This window comes from Floridaenema evergladense BLCC-F167 (genome assembly GCF_041929205.2).
In the GTDB taxonomy this organism is placed as follows: domain Bacteria; phylum Cyanobacteriota; class Cyanobacteriia; order Cyanobacteriales; family Aerosakkonemataceae; genus Floridanema; species Floridanema evergladense.
This window is the reverse complement of sequence record NZ_CM171625.1, coordinates 3,050,349-3,066,354: the sequence shown is the minus strand read 5'-3', so window position 1 is coordinate 3,066,354 and position 16,006 is coordinate 3,050,349. Positions and strand designations below refer to the sequence as shown.

Annotated in this window: 11 protein-coding genes and 4 pseudogenes; 9 read left to right on the top strand and 6 right to left on the bottom strand. The window is 41.7% G+C overall.

What is annotated here, in order from left to right; all coding sequences use genetic code 11:
- The first annotated feature begins 389 nt into the window (after window positions 1-389).
- Window positions 390-3,875, top strand: a complete 3,486-nt coding sequence (locus ACE1CA_RS14855) for a two-partner secretion domain-containing protein (RefSeq protein ID WP_486517903.1) — start codon at window positions 390-392, stop codon at window positions 3,873-3,875.
- Window positions 3,876-4,098: 223 nt separating this feature from the next.
- Here the strand turns inward: ACE1CA_RS14855 and ACE1CA_RS14850 are convergent.
- Window positions 4,099-4,503, bottom strand: a pseudogene (locus ACE1CA_RS14850) (IS1634 family transposase); the annotation flags it as partial.
- A gap of 44 nt (window positions 4,504-4,547) precedes the next feature.
- Window positions 4,548-4,700, bottom strand: a pseudogene (locus ACE1CA_RS14845) (DUF4277 domain-containing protein); the annotation flags it as partial.
- A gap of 147 nt (window positions 4,701-4,847) precedes the next feature.
- On the opposite strand from ACE1CA_RS14845, the pseudogene ACE1CA_RS14840 reads away from it, so the two are divergent.
- A pseudogene (locus tag ACE1CA_RS14840) lies at window positions 4,848-5,096 on the top strand (hypothetical protein); the annotation flags it as partial.
- 47 nt (window positions 5,097-5,143) lie between these two features.
- Here the strand turns inward: ACE1CA_RS14840 and ACE1CA_RS14835 are convergent.
- Window positions 5,144-5,623 carry a DUF29 domain-containing protein gene (locus ACE1CA_RS14835; protein WP_486517902.1) on the bottom strand — a complete coding sequence of 160 codons (480 nt, stop codon included), beginning with the start codon at window positions 5,621-5,623 and terminating at the stop codon, window positions 5,144-5,146.
- 106 nt (window positions 5,624-5,729) lie between these two features.
- On the opposite strand from ACE1CA_RS14835, the gene ACE1CA_RS14830 reads away from it, so the two are divergent.
- Window positions 5,730-6,485 carry a hypothetical protein gene (locus ACE1CA_RS14830; protein WP_486517900.1) on the top strand — a complete coding sequence of 252 codons (756 nt, stop codon included), beginning with the start codon at window positions 5,730-5,732 and terminating at the stop codon, window positions 6,483-6,485.
- Window positions 6,486-6,545: 60 nt separating this feature from the next.
- On the top strand, window positions 6,546-6,998 hold the full coding sequence (locus ACE1CA_RS14825; protein WP_486517899.1) for a hypothetical protein: 453 nt from the start codon (window positions 6,546-6,548) through the stop codon (window positions 6,996-6,998).
- A gap of 1 nt (window position 6,999) precedes the next feature.
- Here ACE1CA_RS14825 and ACE1CA_RS14820 read toward each other — a convergent pair.
- A pseudogene (locus tag ACE1CA_RS14820) lies at window positions 7,000-7,275 on the bottom strand (DUF1993 family protein); the annotation flags it as partial.
- Window positions 7,276-7,524: 249 nt separating this feature from the next.
- Here ACE1CA_RS14820 and ACE1CA_RS14815 point away from each other — a divergent pair.
- A complete protein-coding gene (locus tag ACE1CA_RS14815; RefSeq protein ID WP_486517897.1) occupies window positions 7,525-8,025 on the top strand; it encodes a hypothetical protein in 501 nt (166 codons plus the stop codon).
- Window positions 8,026-8,139: 114 nt separating this feature from the next.
- Here ACE1CA_RS14815 and ACE1CA_RS14810 read toward each other — a convergent pair whose 3' ends face one another.
- Complete coding sequence (locus ACE1CA_RS14810) at window positions 8,140-8,370, bottom strand: hypothetical protein (protein ID WP_413278338.1); 231 nt, start codon at window positions 8,368-8,370, stop codon at window positions 8,140-8,142.
- A gap of 138 nt (window positions 8,371-8,508) precedes the next feature.
- The gene (locus ACE1CA_RS14805; protein WP_413278339.1) at window positions 8,509-8,838 is read right to left on the bottom strand and encodes a hypothetical protein; all 330 of its coding nucleotides are present in this window, start codon (window positions 8,836-8,838) and stop codon (window positions 8,509-8,511) included.
- 113 nt (window positions 8,839-8,951) lie between these two features.
- Here ACE1CA_RS14805 and ACE1CA_RS14800 point away from each other — a divergent pair, with 113 nt between their 5' ends.
- The 4 genes from ACE1CA_RS14800 (at window position 8,952) to ACE1CA_RS14785 (ending at window position 15,949) form a co-directional block, all read left to right on the top strand.
- A complete protein-coding gene (locus ACE1CA_RS14800) occupies window positions 8,952-9,086 on the top strand; it encodes a hypothetical protein (RefSeq protein ID WP_486517895.1) in 135 nt (44 codons plus the stop codon).
- An 81-nt stretch (window positions 9,087-9,167) separates the two neighbouring features.
- Complete coding sequence (locus ACE1CA_RS14795) at window positions 9,168-13,889, top strand: CHAT domain-containing protein (RefSeq protein ID WP_486517893.1); 4,722 nt, start codon at window positions 9,168-9,170, stop codon at window positions 13,887-13,889.
- 117 nt (window positions 13,890-14,006) lie between these two features.
- Window positions 14,007-14,393 carry a hypothetical protein gene (locus tag ACE1CA_RS14790; protein WP_413279070.1) on the top strand — a complete coding sequence of 129 codons (387 nt, stop codon included), beginning with the start codon at window positions 14,007-14,009 and terminating at the stop codon, window positions 14,391-14,393.
- A 5-nt stretch (window positions 14,394-14,398) separates the two neighbouring features.
- Window positions 14,399-15,949, top strand: coding sequence for a hypothetical protein (locus tag ACE1CA_RS14785; RefSeq protein ID WP_413279071.1), 1,551 nt, complete (start codon window positions 14,399-14,401; stop codon window positions 15,947-15,949).
- Window positions 15,950-16,006: the final 57 nt, after the last annotated feature.

Below are 16,006 nucleotides of genomic sequence, written 5' to 3'. Positions count from 1 at the left end.
TCAATTCCAGCGCTTCTGCCTTCAATGCCTTACCAGGTTTGAAGGGGTAAATAAGCGCGAGCGTGTTATGAGGGGCAAAGTAGTACAAAATCTTAGCTTATAATGTTGAAGTAACATAAACGAAAACCCTATTCTTTCGTGACGACGCTGTAATAACTTTGGTTAATTGAACGCGAATTGGACAAAAAAAGATCTAATCAACCGATAGCTGAAAAGCACATAAATCAAGACTTCGGGATTACTTTGCCCTTCATAACACACTCGCGCTTATTTACCCCTCCATGCACGTTTTCTGGTGAGTCAAAATTTTATTTCTTAATTATTATTTAATTTCTGGTTAATCTTTAACAGGTAATATTTATCAAATACTCCCTATATTAATTGTAAAAATGAATAAGATGGAGAATTTTCTGATAAATACGGCTAAAGCTAAGTTACGTCAAAGTTTAGTTATTTATATTACAGCAAACTTGCTATTATTTTTTAGTTGGGCTAAATTAGCACAATCTCAAATTGTTCCCGATAGTACCCTGCCCAATTCTTCTAATGTACTCAACCAAGGCAATAGATTTACTATTGAAGGGGGAACGGCTGTAGGTAATAATTTATTTCACAGCTTTCAACAATTTAATATTGAAAATGGACTGGCAGCTTATTTCAAAAATCCTCAAGGGATACTGAATATTTTTAGTAGAGTAACAGGTAAAAACTCGTCAAATATTAATGGTGTTTTGGGCGTGTTAGGTAATGCTAACTTATTTTTTCTTAATCCCAACGGAATTATTTTTGGCCCCAATGCTAGATTAGATATTAAAGGTGCTTTTGTGGCTAGTACGGTCGATCGCTTTTTGTTCAACAACAATCAAAGTTTCAGCGCCACTAATCCCCAAGCACCACCACTGTTAACTATTAATGTGCCAATTGGTTTACAACAAGGTATGGCTCAAAGTGCAATCCAAATTCAAGGAGCCAACTTAAACTTACCCAATACTTTATCATTAGTCGGCACAGATATCAACCTGCAAAACGCACAAATTCAAGCCAATGAAATCAACATTAATAGTAATAATTTAAACTTAACAGGCAGTCAACTACAAAGTGTTAGTGGGGCAATTAGAATTAATACAAATCAAGCCACAACTTTGGGACAACAAAGCTTAATTAGCAACGAATTAAATCCAATTTTTATCAATACAGCTTCGCTGAATTTACAAGCAGGTTCGCGGATTCAAACAGTTACTCAGACAAGTGTTGCATCGGGAAATATTGAAATTAATGCTACTGGAAACATCGAGGTTTCTGGGTTTACTGCTGATGGATTATTTAGTGGAATCTTGACATATTCAGCAACAAAGAATAGTGGAGAAAGCGGGAAAATTACAATTAACAACCCTAGTGGAAGTTTAAATTTAGCCGATCGCGGATTTATCGCCACAGTCACAAACAGTAACAGCAATAGCGGAGAAATTCAAGTCAACGCCGCTAATTTACAATTCCGATCGGGCGGACAAATTCTCACCTTAACCACAGGCGCAGGAAAAGCCGGAGATATTACAGTTGCAGTGCGAGAAACCGCCAATTTAAACGGCATTAGTACAGATTTTGTCACTAATCCATTTACCGGAATTACTACTTATCAAATTAGTGCAGATAACTTTACCAACACCGCAAATCCAAATGTAGAATCAGCCGAAACAATTCCTTATATATCAGTGTCGAGAACGCCAACGCAAATTGTTTTAGGGGCGACAGTTTTCGGAGCAGCAATAGCAGCGTATGATTACTATGAATTTGCTACAAATCAACCAGATACGCAAGTAATTTTCGATATTGATGGCGGTCGAAAAACTGATTTTCGTTTCGATCCAGGTAACATTGATACACAGATTTTTTTGTTCGATCGCACTACCGGAGCCGCGATCGCAAATAACGACGACTCTCCCACTACCAACGGTGCGGGTGGTAGCACATCTCGCCAAGATTCTTATATTTCTACCACCTTAAAAGAACCTGGAACTTACATTTTGGGAGTAGGGGCTTTTCGCACCACTTTAGGAGATGACGCACCCTTAGAAGGAAAACCTGCACAACTAGGAGATAGTTACACTTTAAATATTTCTGTAGCGAATCCGGGAAATCCTTCCGCAATCAATTCAACTAACAACTTTAATCCTAGCAACTTTAATCCCAATCAACAAGTAAATAGCGGCATTTTTAGCTTGTCTCAAAGTGCAGGAAATACAGGTAATTTGTACTTAAATACTCATAGTTTAAACCTGAGTAACGGCGCTCGAATTGCCACCAATATTTATGGGTCTGGCAATATTGGCAATATGAATATTGTGGCATCGCAAATTGATTTAGTTGGTGTTTCTACAAATGGTCGCTTCAGTAGTGGTATATTTTCCCAAGTACGACCGGGAGCTTCTGGAAATGGGGGATTGTTGACGATCGAAACTGACTCTTTGGGCGTGCGCGATCGGGCAGAAATTAATGCTAACACCTTCGGTTCTAAACCAGAAAGCACTGGCAGTAACTTACTGATCGATGCTTCCCAAAACATTGAATTAGTCAATACTAGTCCGGGAGGAATCATTGCTCGAATTAACGATCGGGGTAATGGCGGTCAGTTAACTCTCAATACCCGTCGCTTACTAATCCAAGAAGCTACCATTTCTAACGATACCCAAAGTAGCGGTCGGACAGGAGAAATTACCATCAACGCTTCCGAACGAGTAGAATTACGAGGAGCAAGCAGTCGCAACACCAATATCCCAACAGCGGGAATTTTTTCTCTTTCCCGCCTTATGGGTGATTCAGGCGATATCACCGTGAATACGGGTGAATTATTAATGCGGTCGGGAGTAGGCGTTCGGATCGCCAACGCCAATACTGGAACCGGAAAAGGTGGAAACATTACAATAAATGCCAGAAATCAGATTGAAATTGCAGGTGGCGACAGCTTTGAGGGTAATGGTTTATTTGCCAATTCCAGTAGTGGGCTTGGCGATGCAGGTAATATTAGAATTACCACCAATAAGTTAATCCTTCGAGATGGTGGACTACTCACAGCCAATAACTTTCAAATCGGTAGTTCTGTTTCCACCCAAGCAGGTAGAGGAAATTCTCAAGCGGGAAATGTGGACATTCAAGCAAACTCGGTGTTGCTCGATCGCAACGCACAAATCGCAGTAGCCGCAATTTCCGGGGAACGGGGCAATTTAACCATCAACGCACAAACAGTTCGGTTACAGAATCGCAGTCAGATTACAGTAGAAGCCCAAGGAACCGCTAGTGGTGGTAACATTAACATCAACAGCAATATCTTAGCCGCTTTGCAAAACAGCATCATCACCGCCAATGCCTTGCAAGGACAAGGCGGTAACATTCAAATTACTACCCAAGGAATCTTTCTCTCCCCCAACAGTCAAATTACCGCTTCCTCTCAATTAGGCGTTTCCGGCATCGTCTCGATTAACTCTCCTGAAGTACAACCGAGTACCACATTAGTCGAATTAACCAGTCAACTACCAGACCTGGCGGGGAAGATTATTGTCGGTTGTGCCAGACCGGGGGAAAATACTTTTACCGTCACCGGACGTGGTGGTTTACCTGAATCTCCTTCCATGCCGTTTCGGAGTGAAGAAATTTGGCAAGACCTGACCGATTATAGCGCCGGACTGTCGCCCAGAGAATCAGAACCCCAAAAACCAGCCCCCTGGAGTCGAGAAGAACGAAAACCACAGATTATCGTAGAAGCGACAAATTGGCGCAAAAATTCCCAAGGTCAAATAGAACTGTTCAGCAACACTCGTGAAGGCGAGAATAATTATACGCAAAACTTACCTTCTTCTTGCGTGATTCAGAACAATTGATTACCTAAAACCCACATTCCGCACTTCAAAATGTAGCATCAGATAATACGGAGAAATCTTTTGCTTGCTGGAGAGTGGTTGCAGTGAAAATCTGCCGGATATAGAGAGAATCAGAGTGAAAGTAGAACAAATAAAAATGAGCCAGTAGGACTAGACAATGAAGAGTCAAGTCCGGGAAAAAATGATTAATTTGTCAAATTGTTCAGAGCATAAAATCAGGGACTTAAGCAGTGGAAATTAGATAATAGCGTTGACATGATTCAGGAAAGAAATGAAGGATATTAATCAATTCTTCAGTTAAATTATTGACTTGTTTTATGGATGAGAAAGTTAAGAGATGGATACCTTGAAATAGCTGAAAAATCCAGCGTAAAGTTGGATTCTTAACTGGCTTACCCAGCTGATTCTTCACAGTTGATTTCCTGAATTGAAGCTGGTTACGTAAATATCGTTGAGCCAAGGAATAAACTAATAAAGCTAACCCCATTAACATCGCCATTGCTGGAATTCGACGCGGGGATTTGAGAAATACACTATCAGCAAAAAAAAGTGGATCTTTGAGAAAGCGGAAGCCTCTTTCGTCTGATTGTTGAGCTTTGTAATTAGAGAAGATTTCTGCCGATGAAAGTAATTGAATAAATATAAAGGCTTGGTCACAAACCCTAAATTATTCAGCAAAATAGCTTTGACAACTTTCCCGGCACTTACTTTTTCTCTCACATCACAATCCAGAATTTCATTGATTTTCTGTTCGATTCCGATTTCATCAATTATTCCGGCTACTATTCCTAAGTGATCTAAATTTTTACTCAACAACTCTTGCATCTTTCCTCACTTTTTTGGCGCTTGATGATTTCTCTAATAATTTTCCTACTTTTTGTTAAAGGAGGTAGTTGAGTATTTCTACTTGATTTTCTCGCAGCTTCTTGTATTATTACTATGCTTCATTTTGAAGTGCGGAATGTGGGATATACGATCGAAATACTTTGTTCAACTGCTCATGAAGGCGAGGTATTGACGGAATGTTCGGCTACTTGTATCAATTACAAAGATTTTGAAAGTAAACTAATTCGGCGTTCGTTTACCTGCCAATTTCATCCCGAATTATTATCAGATTTGCGAGTAGTGGGTTTTCGACAACCTCCCGCTTACGGCGAACTGAAAAAAGATGATGGTGCGCGATTATTTGCCCGATTGTTATACGAAGGGATGCAGGAATAAGCTGGAAACAGCAGTGAAGTTTATATGATTAATTCCGTCCTCAACTGTTAATCAAGCAAATCTTCATCAGAATCGAGGTGAATTCCGGGTAAAAAGTCAGAGTTTTCTATTGCTTCCCAGGTATAGTGAACGAGAGAAGGAAATTCTCGAAGTTTCATGCCTGTTTCTTTAGCCGCTAAAGTTATCGCACGTTTGTAAGCTTTTTCAATTGCTTCTGACAGATAAGGTTTTAAACTAGGACTTCTTTCTAAAAGGTCTTCAATCTCTTCGCGTTGTTCACGAATTGTAAATACCCAGCTTCTAGATCTATGGGTAGGTTGAAATTCCCACTTTAGTAAGTGGGCAATCAAAATTTTTAAATGACTTACTAATTCTCGTTTATCTTGTTTACCCAAAGATTCTATTTCCTCAATCAAATTTTCAAGATCAAGATTATTTAGGTCACGTTGACGCAATAAGTCAGCTTGTTTTTGTGTCCAAGCGTAAAAGTCGGTTTCATATAGATCGGTGAGTGGAAGGTTCATCATGTCTTCCTCGGATGGCTTTATACATATTTAATCTTACTGCTGTTACCAAGGGGTAACTATTTAGTTATGATTTAATAAAATTGTCAATACTGATTAGCGTTTATTTATGAAATCCGATCGATATTTAATTACCACGTTAACTGGAGAAGCACAGCAGCCAGTCAGAATATATTATCAGGTGTTCAACCAGAAAACTGTGATAGGAGCTTTCCAAAAGCTGAAATGTGTATATTTTGAATCTCAACTAAATCGGTGGCGATGGGAGTACGAACATGAAGCCAAAAAACTAAGATTTGAAATTTCATATAATCAACTTTCTAAAGAACATCGCCCGATCGTAATGGGAGATTTTTTCTTTAGAGATAACGAAATGTTGTTAGATGTTCGTTCTTTTGAGCGGGCAGTAAAAGCTATTGACTTTTTCGATAAAAGAATTAATAGACGAGCAGCTAAAGTCACTAAGATTAGAATAGTTAATAGATTATTTGATGGAAACGATCCATCAAATAAAGAGTTATTACAACCTCCTTACGACTATTTTTTCGATCGAGATGATATATTAATTCCCGACCCAAATGAAACGGCTAAGTTGATGGCTGAAATTAGCAGTCAACACTCTGACTTGGAAGGTAGATTAGCTGCGTTGCAGGCTTGCTGGTCAGAAAAAGCGAAACAACCGCTACCAGAGATAGAAGAAATTCCGCTCTACATTTATGAGGAAGGAATAGGTCGCTTAAAGGCGGTATTAACTTTTAGAAATATCGAGGCACTTCAGCATTGGCAGGGTAATAAGAATGCCAATCAATTTGATTTGATGGAAAGTGTTATAGATTCTTTTCTGAAAGATAACTACGAAATTTAATATAAACTGTTGGCTTTAGAAAAATAGTATCCTCAAGTCAATACTTGTTAACCTATACTCATGAAAAACCCAGCATTCTTTCGTGTTTGTGTAGTTGTAATCGTGGCTTTATTGTTGTTACTCCCAACTCCTGCTAAAGCGCAAACTCTAGGATATTGCAGTTGGGGGGAACCCGCCATCTCGCCGTGCTTGAGAGATACTGATGGCACTGACGGTCTTTATTGCCATAGTGGTTACGCCTGCGATCCAACAGCCGGAAATGATGGTCGAGGGAGATGTTGTGCGCGTAATGCGCTTTCTCCTACGTGCGACTCGGCAAACCCTTGTCCAACAGGCTATACCTGTGTGGAAGGTTCTTGCCAACTGTTAAGCAGTTTGAAATGTTCCAACGGCAGCGTGCCAACTGGTTCCTGCGTTAATAACCAATGTCCACAGTGGACGAGTTCTGGTGAAGTCATTGATTTTGATGGTAAGTTCCAATTTTCCTGCTACTGCCATAGTTATTTCCTTTGATAGTGTTTGCTATGTGTTCGTATGCCTGCGAGAGAGATGTCACATCTGGATCTAGATTATTCGCTGGTTTGCCATCACACCAGAGGGCAAAGTTGCGTGGTTGATTACAGGTGAAAGCAATCTGTGTACCGAAGGGCAACATATCAGCCGCAATGCGCTTATTTAGGAACGACTCGTCATCACAAAAATGAGTCTTCGCTGACTTCAAGAGATGCTCAAGAGTCGCTAAGCGGCTTTGGAAGAGGATTCGGATTAAATCTATATTCTGACTTGGCATTTTCTGAGTCCTCAAGACTTACTCTATGAATCCAAAGGTAAGTTGATTTGTAGACTGTTTGCAGAATTGTGGGTTAGCGGGTGAACACCTAAAGCCGGGGATGAGAACACCACTGCCTTATGCTCGTGTTCCCCTATTGCATACTTTACCATGTCATTCTGTATGTTATGTAACAAATTGTTTAATTAGCAGCAATTATGCAATTAGCTCTGATATTGTATAAGAGTAGACAGAACGCGGGAGGGAGTTGTGAGTCAAAGAGTTACCATAGCAGTTCCAGAGTCACTGTTTGCCCGACTTCAACCCGTCAAGCAACGCTTCAATATTTCCGCCCTTTGCCAGGAGGCATTAGAGATGGCTATTACAATCGAAGAACTCAAAACCCAAGTTGCCGAAGACGAAAATTTAGTCCAACGCCTTCAGTCAGAAAAGAAAGTACTCCTCAACAAAGTTCGTCAAGAAGGATTTGAATTAGGAATTCGTTCCAGTGCTAAGTTATCCTACAAAGATTTCCGCCATTTTGAACGAGTTCAGTCTCTCGCAACTGCCCTCGATGAAGATGTGCTCGACTATCTATTTTCTTACCTGGATTTGAAAGACTGTCCCCAACAAGCACGTCAATTGGATGCGGACTTCGCTTACTTACTAGAAGTAGATCCCCCTTGCCGGATTACTTTTGCACAGGGATGGATGGATGGAGTGTTATCTGTTTGGCAAACGATTAAAACTCAAGTAGAAAACCCACAATAGCCACATTTGCTGAACTTAGGCTTTGTCTATAAGCTTCGACTATTCGCGATCGATCCCAAATAATGTGACAAAGCCAAAAGCTTATCCAGGGTTAGGTTTTGATTATTTCTGCAATTATCTAATGGCGGTAGCCATATAAAAAACGCCATTGACTCGAAAGCACAACTCGATACCAGAAAGCTGGAGGATGGAGCGGAGTTCCCATAACTTAGTTGCATCTTCAAGAGTTTGACAACAAACGATTAAACTCCCCAGATGGAAGCGGAGGGACAGAGAGTGTGCGGCTATTCCAGACTGTTGAATCCAAGACAAGAGAGAGTAGTCGGCAGCAGTTAAGTCAAACATAAATTGGTTCCGGGTCAGGGGATAAGGGGAGACTACAGTTATTAACTCATTAAATTTGTTACAAAACATACAGTTTTGTAACTTTATGCAAATATAAGCATAAAAAGATGAAGTTATCTAAACTGAACGCTGCTTGTACTATCGAGAAGACAAATATTTGAATGCAAGAAAAGCTCCGCAACCAGAGCCAATCCAACCAAATATCACCATAAAAACCAGCGTGACAATGCTTCTACCTAGACCTGCACCGATCGCACCTGACTCTGGTGGTCCAGTTTGGCGATCCTCCCACTGTATCTGTAGTGTGTAGAATACGGCACCTGCGATCGCAAATAGCAAACCACCCATTATTGAGCCTGCCAATATCCAAAGTAAACTCCAAACCAAGCCAAACTTACTCAACGCGATCGACAAAATAATCAAAGTTGGACTAATAAACAGAATGAGAGCTAGGATAAAGCCAATCATGATGACCGATCGCCAAGGTTAACAGCTGAACTTCAGCATAACGAGTTAGAAACAATTACAGACAGTCATGCGATCCAGTGGCTATGGTGGAACACAGTGGACTGGTGCAACAGATGGATCGAGATCAACCCAAAAGTAATGCGCGAGCTTTATCAGAAGAGTCCGTTCCACTGATTTTGCAGGATTTTGGGCAGTATCGAGAAAACTGGGTTGAGGAACCGCTTTACTTTGCATCAACTCATCAATAGTTAAAGAAATTTGGGATTTTGAGGAAGTTAGCAGTGTTTTTAGTTACACTCGAACAGTAGGAGTGCTCAAGGTAACACTCAATGGATGAAAATCGTATTCAAAATTATCTCAATCTGATTCAACAACTGCTAAATTGTCCTAGTGGGGAAGAACCAGAGATTTTACAGGCAAACTCGGATTTGTTGGATTTGGAGTTTTTGCAAGTTTGCGAGGCAGTAGCGGCACAGTTGGCGGAGGCGGGAAACGAAAATGAAGCTAATTTTTTGCGAAATCTTGCTAGTCAGCTGGGGGAATTTTTGGGTTTTACATCCGATGCGGGTAATGAGGTGGAGAATAACTCGCTAAATGATTATTTAACATTTTTACAATTGCTGGTACAGACAGAAGTTGAGAATTTTGGCGGAGATTCGCGGCACATTTATGGAGTATTGCAAGCAAATTTAGATAAGCTGAATCTTAATTTTATTCCAGTTCTGCAACAAACAATGACTGGATTCTTGGGGGGAATAGATAACCCAGAAGAAGCGGAAGGATATGCTGCTTTAATTGAAAATATCGGTATTAAAATTAGTGAGTTTCCTAGAGGCAGAAGGGCTGATAATTTAGAAATTGCCATCGCTGCCTACGAAATTGTACTTTCCGTTCGTACTGTTGAAAATAACCCAGAAAAATGGGCGCAAACGCAAAATAATCTGGCAAATGCTTACTCTGACAGAATCAGGGGAGACAGGGGAGAAAATCTGGAGAGTGCGATCGCATTTTACACCAATGCCCTCACAGTCTACACCCGTGAAGCTTTTCCCCAAGATTGGGCAATGACGCAAAATAATCTGGCAATTGCTTACCGTAACAGAATCAGGGGAGACAGGGGAGAAAATCTGGAGAGTGCGATCGCATTTTACACCAATGCCCTCACAGTCTACACCCCTGAAGCTTTTCCCCAACAATGGGCAACGACGCAAAATAATCTGGCAATTGCTTACTTATACAGAATCAGGGGAGACAGGGGAGAAAATCTGGAGAGTGCGATCGCATTTTACACCAATGCCCTCACAGTCTACACCCGTGAAGCTTTTCCCCAAGATTGGGCAATGACGCAAAATAATCTGGCAAATGCTTACTCTGACAGAATCAGGGGAGACAGGGGAGAAAATCTGGAGAGTGCGATCGCATTTTACACCAATGCCCTCACAGTCTACACCCGTGAAGCTTTTCCCCAAGATTGGGCAATGACGCAAAATAATCTGGCAAATGCTTACTCTGACAGAATCAGGGGAGACAGGGGAGAAAATCTGGAGAGTGCGATCGCATTTTACACCAAAGCCCTCACAGTCTACACCCGTGAAGCTTTTCCCCAACAATGGGCAACGACGCAAAATAATCTGGCAATTGCTTACCGTAACAGAATCAGGGGAGACAGGGGAGAAAATCTGGAGAGTGCGATCGCATTTTACACCAATGCCCTCACAGTCTACACCCGTGAAGCTTTTCCCCAACAATGGGCAACGACGCAAAATAATCTGGCAATTGCTTACTTATACAGAATCAGGGGAGACAGGGGAGAAAATCTGGAGAGTGCGATCGCATTTTACACCAATGCCCTCACTGTCCGCACCCGTGAAGCTTTTCCCCAAGATTGGGCAATGACGCAAAATAATCTGGCAAATGCTTACTGTGACAGAATCAGGGGAGACAGGGGAGAAAATCTGGAGAGTGCGATCGCATTTTACACCAATGCCCTCACAGTCTACACCCCTGAAGCTTTTCCCCAAGATTGGGCAACGACGCAAAATAATCTGGCAACTGCTTACTCTGACAGAATCAGGGGAGACAGGGGAGAAAATCTGGAGAGTGCGATCGCATTTTACACCAATGCCCTCACAGTCCGCACCCGTGAAGCTTTTCCCCAACAATGGGCAACGACGCAAAATAATCTGGCAAATGCTTACTTATACAGAATCAGGGGAGACAGGGGAGAAAATCTGGAGAGTGCGATCGCATTTTACACCAATGCCCTCACAGTCTACACCCGTGAAGCTTTTCCCCAAGATTGGGCAATGACGCAAAATAATCTGGCAAATGCTTACTCTGACAGAATCAGGGGAGACAGGGGAGAAAATCTGGAGAGTGCGATCGCATTTTACACCAATGCCCTCACAGTCCTCACCCGTGAAGCTTTTCCCCAAGATTGGGCAACGACGCAAAATAATCTGGCAAATGCTTACTCTGACAGAATCAGGGGAGACAGGGGAGAAAATCTGGAGAGTGCGATCGCATTTTACACCAATGCCCTCACTGTCCGCACCCGTGAAGCTTTTCCCCAAGATTGGGCAATGACGCAAAATAATCTGGCAAATGCTTACTTATACAGAATCAGGGGAGACAGGGGAGAAAATCTGGAGAGTGCGATCGCATTTTACACCAATGCCCTCACTGTCTACACCCGTGAAGCTTTTCCCCAAGATTGGGCAATGACGCAAAATAATCTGGCAACTGCTTACTCTGACAGAATCAGGGGAGAGAGAACTGATAATATTAAGCAAGCAATTAAGTGTTATCGAGAAGCCTTAGAAATTCGGACACCTTCAGCTTATCCCCTTGACTGTCTGCAAACAGGACGCAACCTTGGCGACCTCGCATTTGAACTCCAAGACTGGGAAAACGCCATTTACGGATATGAAAACGCCATATCTGCCGTCGAACAAAGTCGGGAGTGGGCGACATCCCAACGCAGCAAACGAGAAATCCTCGAAAACGCCCTGAACATTTACGAAAACATGGTGCAAAGCTGCATCAATGCCCAACACTACGAAACCGCCCTCCTCACCATCGAACGCAGCAAATCTCGCACCCTAATCGAACTCCTCGACAACACCAACCTTTACCCCAAAAACGCCACCCCCGACCAAAAACAACGCCTCCACCAACTCCGTCGCCAAATCTTCCGAGTTCAACAAGAACTCGACAACAACGAATCCCCAACAGAAACCGAAACAGACACCAACAGCAAAACTCAGGGACGAAATATTTCCCCCACAGCATCTTCCCCATCACCCATTTCTAACCTAGAAACCCAACTAAAAACCCTACAACAGCAACTCTCAGAACTAGTAACAGAAATCAACGACCCCGACTTCACCCTCACCCAAAAAGTCAAACCCGAACTACCCGACTTTACCCAACTACTCGACCACCAAACCGCCCTCATCCAGTGGTACCTTCCCCCATTTTCCGAATCAGGGTTTTATACCTTTATAGTAACCACCTCAGCAGAAGATCCCCCTAAATCCCCCTTCACAAGGGGGACTTTGAACGATCTTGTCCCCCCCTTAACAAAAGATGAAAATCCTGTCCCCCCCTTATTAAGGGGGGTTAGGGGGGATCAAATCCAAATTCCACCAGCAGAAGATCCCCCTAAATCCCCCTTCACAAGGGGGACTTTGAACGATCCTGTCCCCCCCTTAACAAAAGATGAAAATCCTGTCCCCCCCTTATTAAGGGGGGTTAGGGGGGATCAAATCCAAATTCCACCAGCAGAAGATCCCCCTAAATCCCCCTTCACAAGGGGGACTTTGAACGATCCTGTCCCCCCCTTAACAAAAGATGAAAATCCTGTCCCCCCCTTATTAAGGGGGGTTAGGGGGGATCAAATCCAAATCCAACCCCTTTACTTTCCCCCCGAAAACCGCCAACAACTCGACATCGCCATCGCCAACTACCTCAGCGACTACCGCCAAAAAACCTGGGGCGACACCCTCAGCAGTCGCCTCACCACCCTCGCCACCTCACTCCACCTCAACGAAATCCTCGACCAAATCCCCGAAACAATCGAAAAACTAATCCTCATCCCCCACTGCGACTTACACCTCTTACCACTTCACGCCTTAGAAGGCAAAAGACAGAAAGCAGACAACACAGAAAAAACCGGATATCTCATCGATTTATTTACCAACGGCATACAATACGCCCCCAGTTGCCAATTTTTGCAACGCCTCCACCAACGCCAACGCCAAACACCCCCAAAAACACCCCTGTTCGCCATCCAAAACCCCACCAAAGACCTACGTTACACAGAAATCGAAGTCGAAACAATTTCCCGCAAGTTCAACCCCGACACCCACATCCTCAAAAATGAAAAAGCAACCAAAAACGCCTTCAACTCCCCAGAAAACTTAGCCCAACTAAGTACAGCTTACTACGCCCACTTCTCCTGTCACGGCAGTTTCAACTCCAACAATCCTCTCAACTCTGCCCTATTTTTGGCAAATCCCACCGCCACCCCAGAAATTGCAGAAGATAAAGACAATAAAGATAGATATATTATCCTCCGAAGCGATCGTCGCCTTGATACCCTCACCCAAGGATTAACCCTCAAAGAAATCTTCACCAATCTCAACCTACCAACTTGTCGCCTCGTCACCCTTTCCGCCTGCGAAACTGGATTAGTCGGTAGAGTTCTCACCGACGAATATCTCGGATTACCCAGCGGTTTTCTCTATGCTGGCGCAATAAACGTCGTCAGCAGTTTATGGTCAGTCAGCGATTTTTCCACCGCCTTTTTAATGATTCGTTTCTATCAAGAATTAGAGAACATCTCCAACATTCCCCTAGCTTTGCAAGCTGCCCAAAAATGGCTAAAAAGCGTTTCCCGCCCAGACTTTTTAACTTGGTTGCAAAAGGAAGTTAAAATAAATGAAACCCAACTCATTCAAATAGAAATGATCCTACTTTGCGACTTTCCCAAAACTCAACCCTTTGTCGAACCTCAATATTGGGCTGCTTTTTGCCCGATTGGTTTATAACCAAGACAAAGAGACAAAGTAAACATCTGCGTTTATCTGCGTTCATCTGCATTCATCTGCGTTAAAAAAAGAATAGCGCTGAAGCGCAACAACCTACCTTGAGAAAAAGTTAAAGTTATGGAACCATTATTTAATTCACAGCAAAAGATTCTCGACTTCCGCACCTTGCTGGAACTAGAACAAGCTAAGGAAAGCAGCGATTTATTTAATCCTACAATTTGGCAAGACCTAAATCAACTCGCTGAAGATTTAAATTCCGTTGATACACCTGATAAAATTGCCTTGACAATTCTCCGATGGTGTAGCAAATATCCCCAAATCAATCAAATATTAAACCAAACTAATTGGGCTAAAGTTCGCTGTGATATGGATGATGAAAGTGAGACAGACGATGAAACAAATACAGACAACCCGCCTATAGATATTTTGGAAAATAAATACGAAATCCAAAGGATAATTAAGGATAATCAACCTAATAACCCAGAAAACAATTCGCCATCTTAACCACAATGTCCGATCAAGCTGATCTAGTTTATTACGCCGTAAATGTTAATTTATTCGCTTTCACTCTGCAATCTGGCACAGATTTAGATTCGCAAACTCCCATTAACGAACCCCCGCAAACCTTCAAAGACAAATATGAAAGCTTGCTAAAAAATCATTATAATCAAATATTTGATTTCGATCGTAATCCATTCCCGGAATTTCGGCAAAAGTTCCCCGAATCAAATAAGTATGAATTACTAAATGTTAAGAAATCAGGCAAACAATTTTTCAGCTTGTCCAGTCAAGAGAAAAACCTCAATCCTAACAAACCTAAACCTTTATACCGTCTTTTGCTATACCCCCAAAAGATTAGCGATAGCTACGCTTTGTTAATTAATATTTTTCGTCCTGAAGATCCCAGTTTTGATAATGTCAACTTAACAGAAATACCTTCATTTAACCCAAATCAATGCCTAAGTTTAGCCGATGAAAAACATTTTCTCGGTCAAACTTTCCTGATTACTGCTTATTTAAATATCCCTAAACCTGATAAACCCGAAAAATTAATCCCTCACGCTGAAAAGCTGCTAAATAAGTTACTTGATGACAAATATCCTGATTTTTATGAAGCTGAGAAGTTTTTAGATGGTTACATTTTAGAGTTTAGCAGATCCAGAACTTCTCAAACTCGCGTTCTCGTGCTGTTCTATTTTACTAATACCACTTCAGAACAACTGCGAAAAATCTATTTTGATTTACCAGAACTGTTTTTATATTATCATAAAATCACTCATGTTTTCCAAATGAGTCGTCAACATTACCACCAACTTGATAAATTAGTCCAAAACCAAATTACTAGTAAGTCGCAATTACCAGATTCACTTGATTTAGAGCTTTTAAAAACCAATTTAAAAGAACTCTTGAAAACTGCGCCGCAATATACTTTCCAATTTCGCACGCTAGAAAATGCGGGAAATACGATTAATATTCACAGTGGAAATTATCAGCGAACTTTGAAACGCTTGCAAGAGGAAGTAAATGATAATCTGGAGTTCTTTAATCGATTTGTAGAACGAGAAAGCCAAACCTTTGCATTGCAAATTCAAGCGGATTTAAATTATTCAAAGCCTGGTGCTCAATTGTTAGACCAAGCTATTGCTAGTATAAGGGGTTTGGTGGAGATTGAGCAGGCAGAGCGCGATCGCAACCTACAAAAGACCATCCAAGCAGTAGGCTTTAGCATAGGCGCAGCAGGAATTGTAGCAACTAGTGTCCCCTATTGGATCAAGCAAAATCCAGGAGAAATACTTATTAATAAACCTTTTACTTCTCATTCTCTAAACACTTTTACCTTAGTACTCCTCCTCAGCTTCTTTACAGGGTTAGCTACGTGGGTAATTATTTCTGTGATGATCAATGGTAAAAACTGGATTGCCGGAGTAAAACATTGGTTTTCATCCAAAATTGGCAATAAGAAAAACCAAGCCAGCCTACCCAGTTCTGCAAATCAACCAGTGCAAATCACCTCTGGACAAAAAGAACCAGAGCAAAAATCTATTTCACAAAATAACTAATTTCCACTAGTAAAAATCAGCCCAAATTAGAATCTTTTTTAACATCTAAAATGTGCC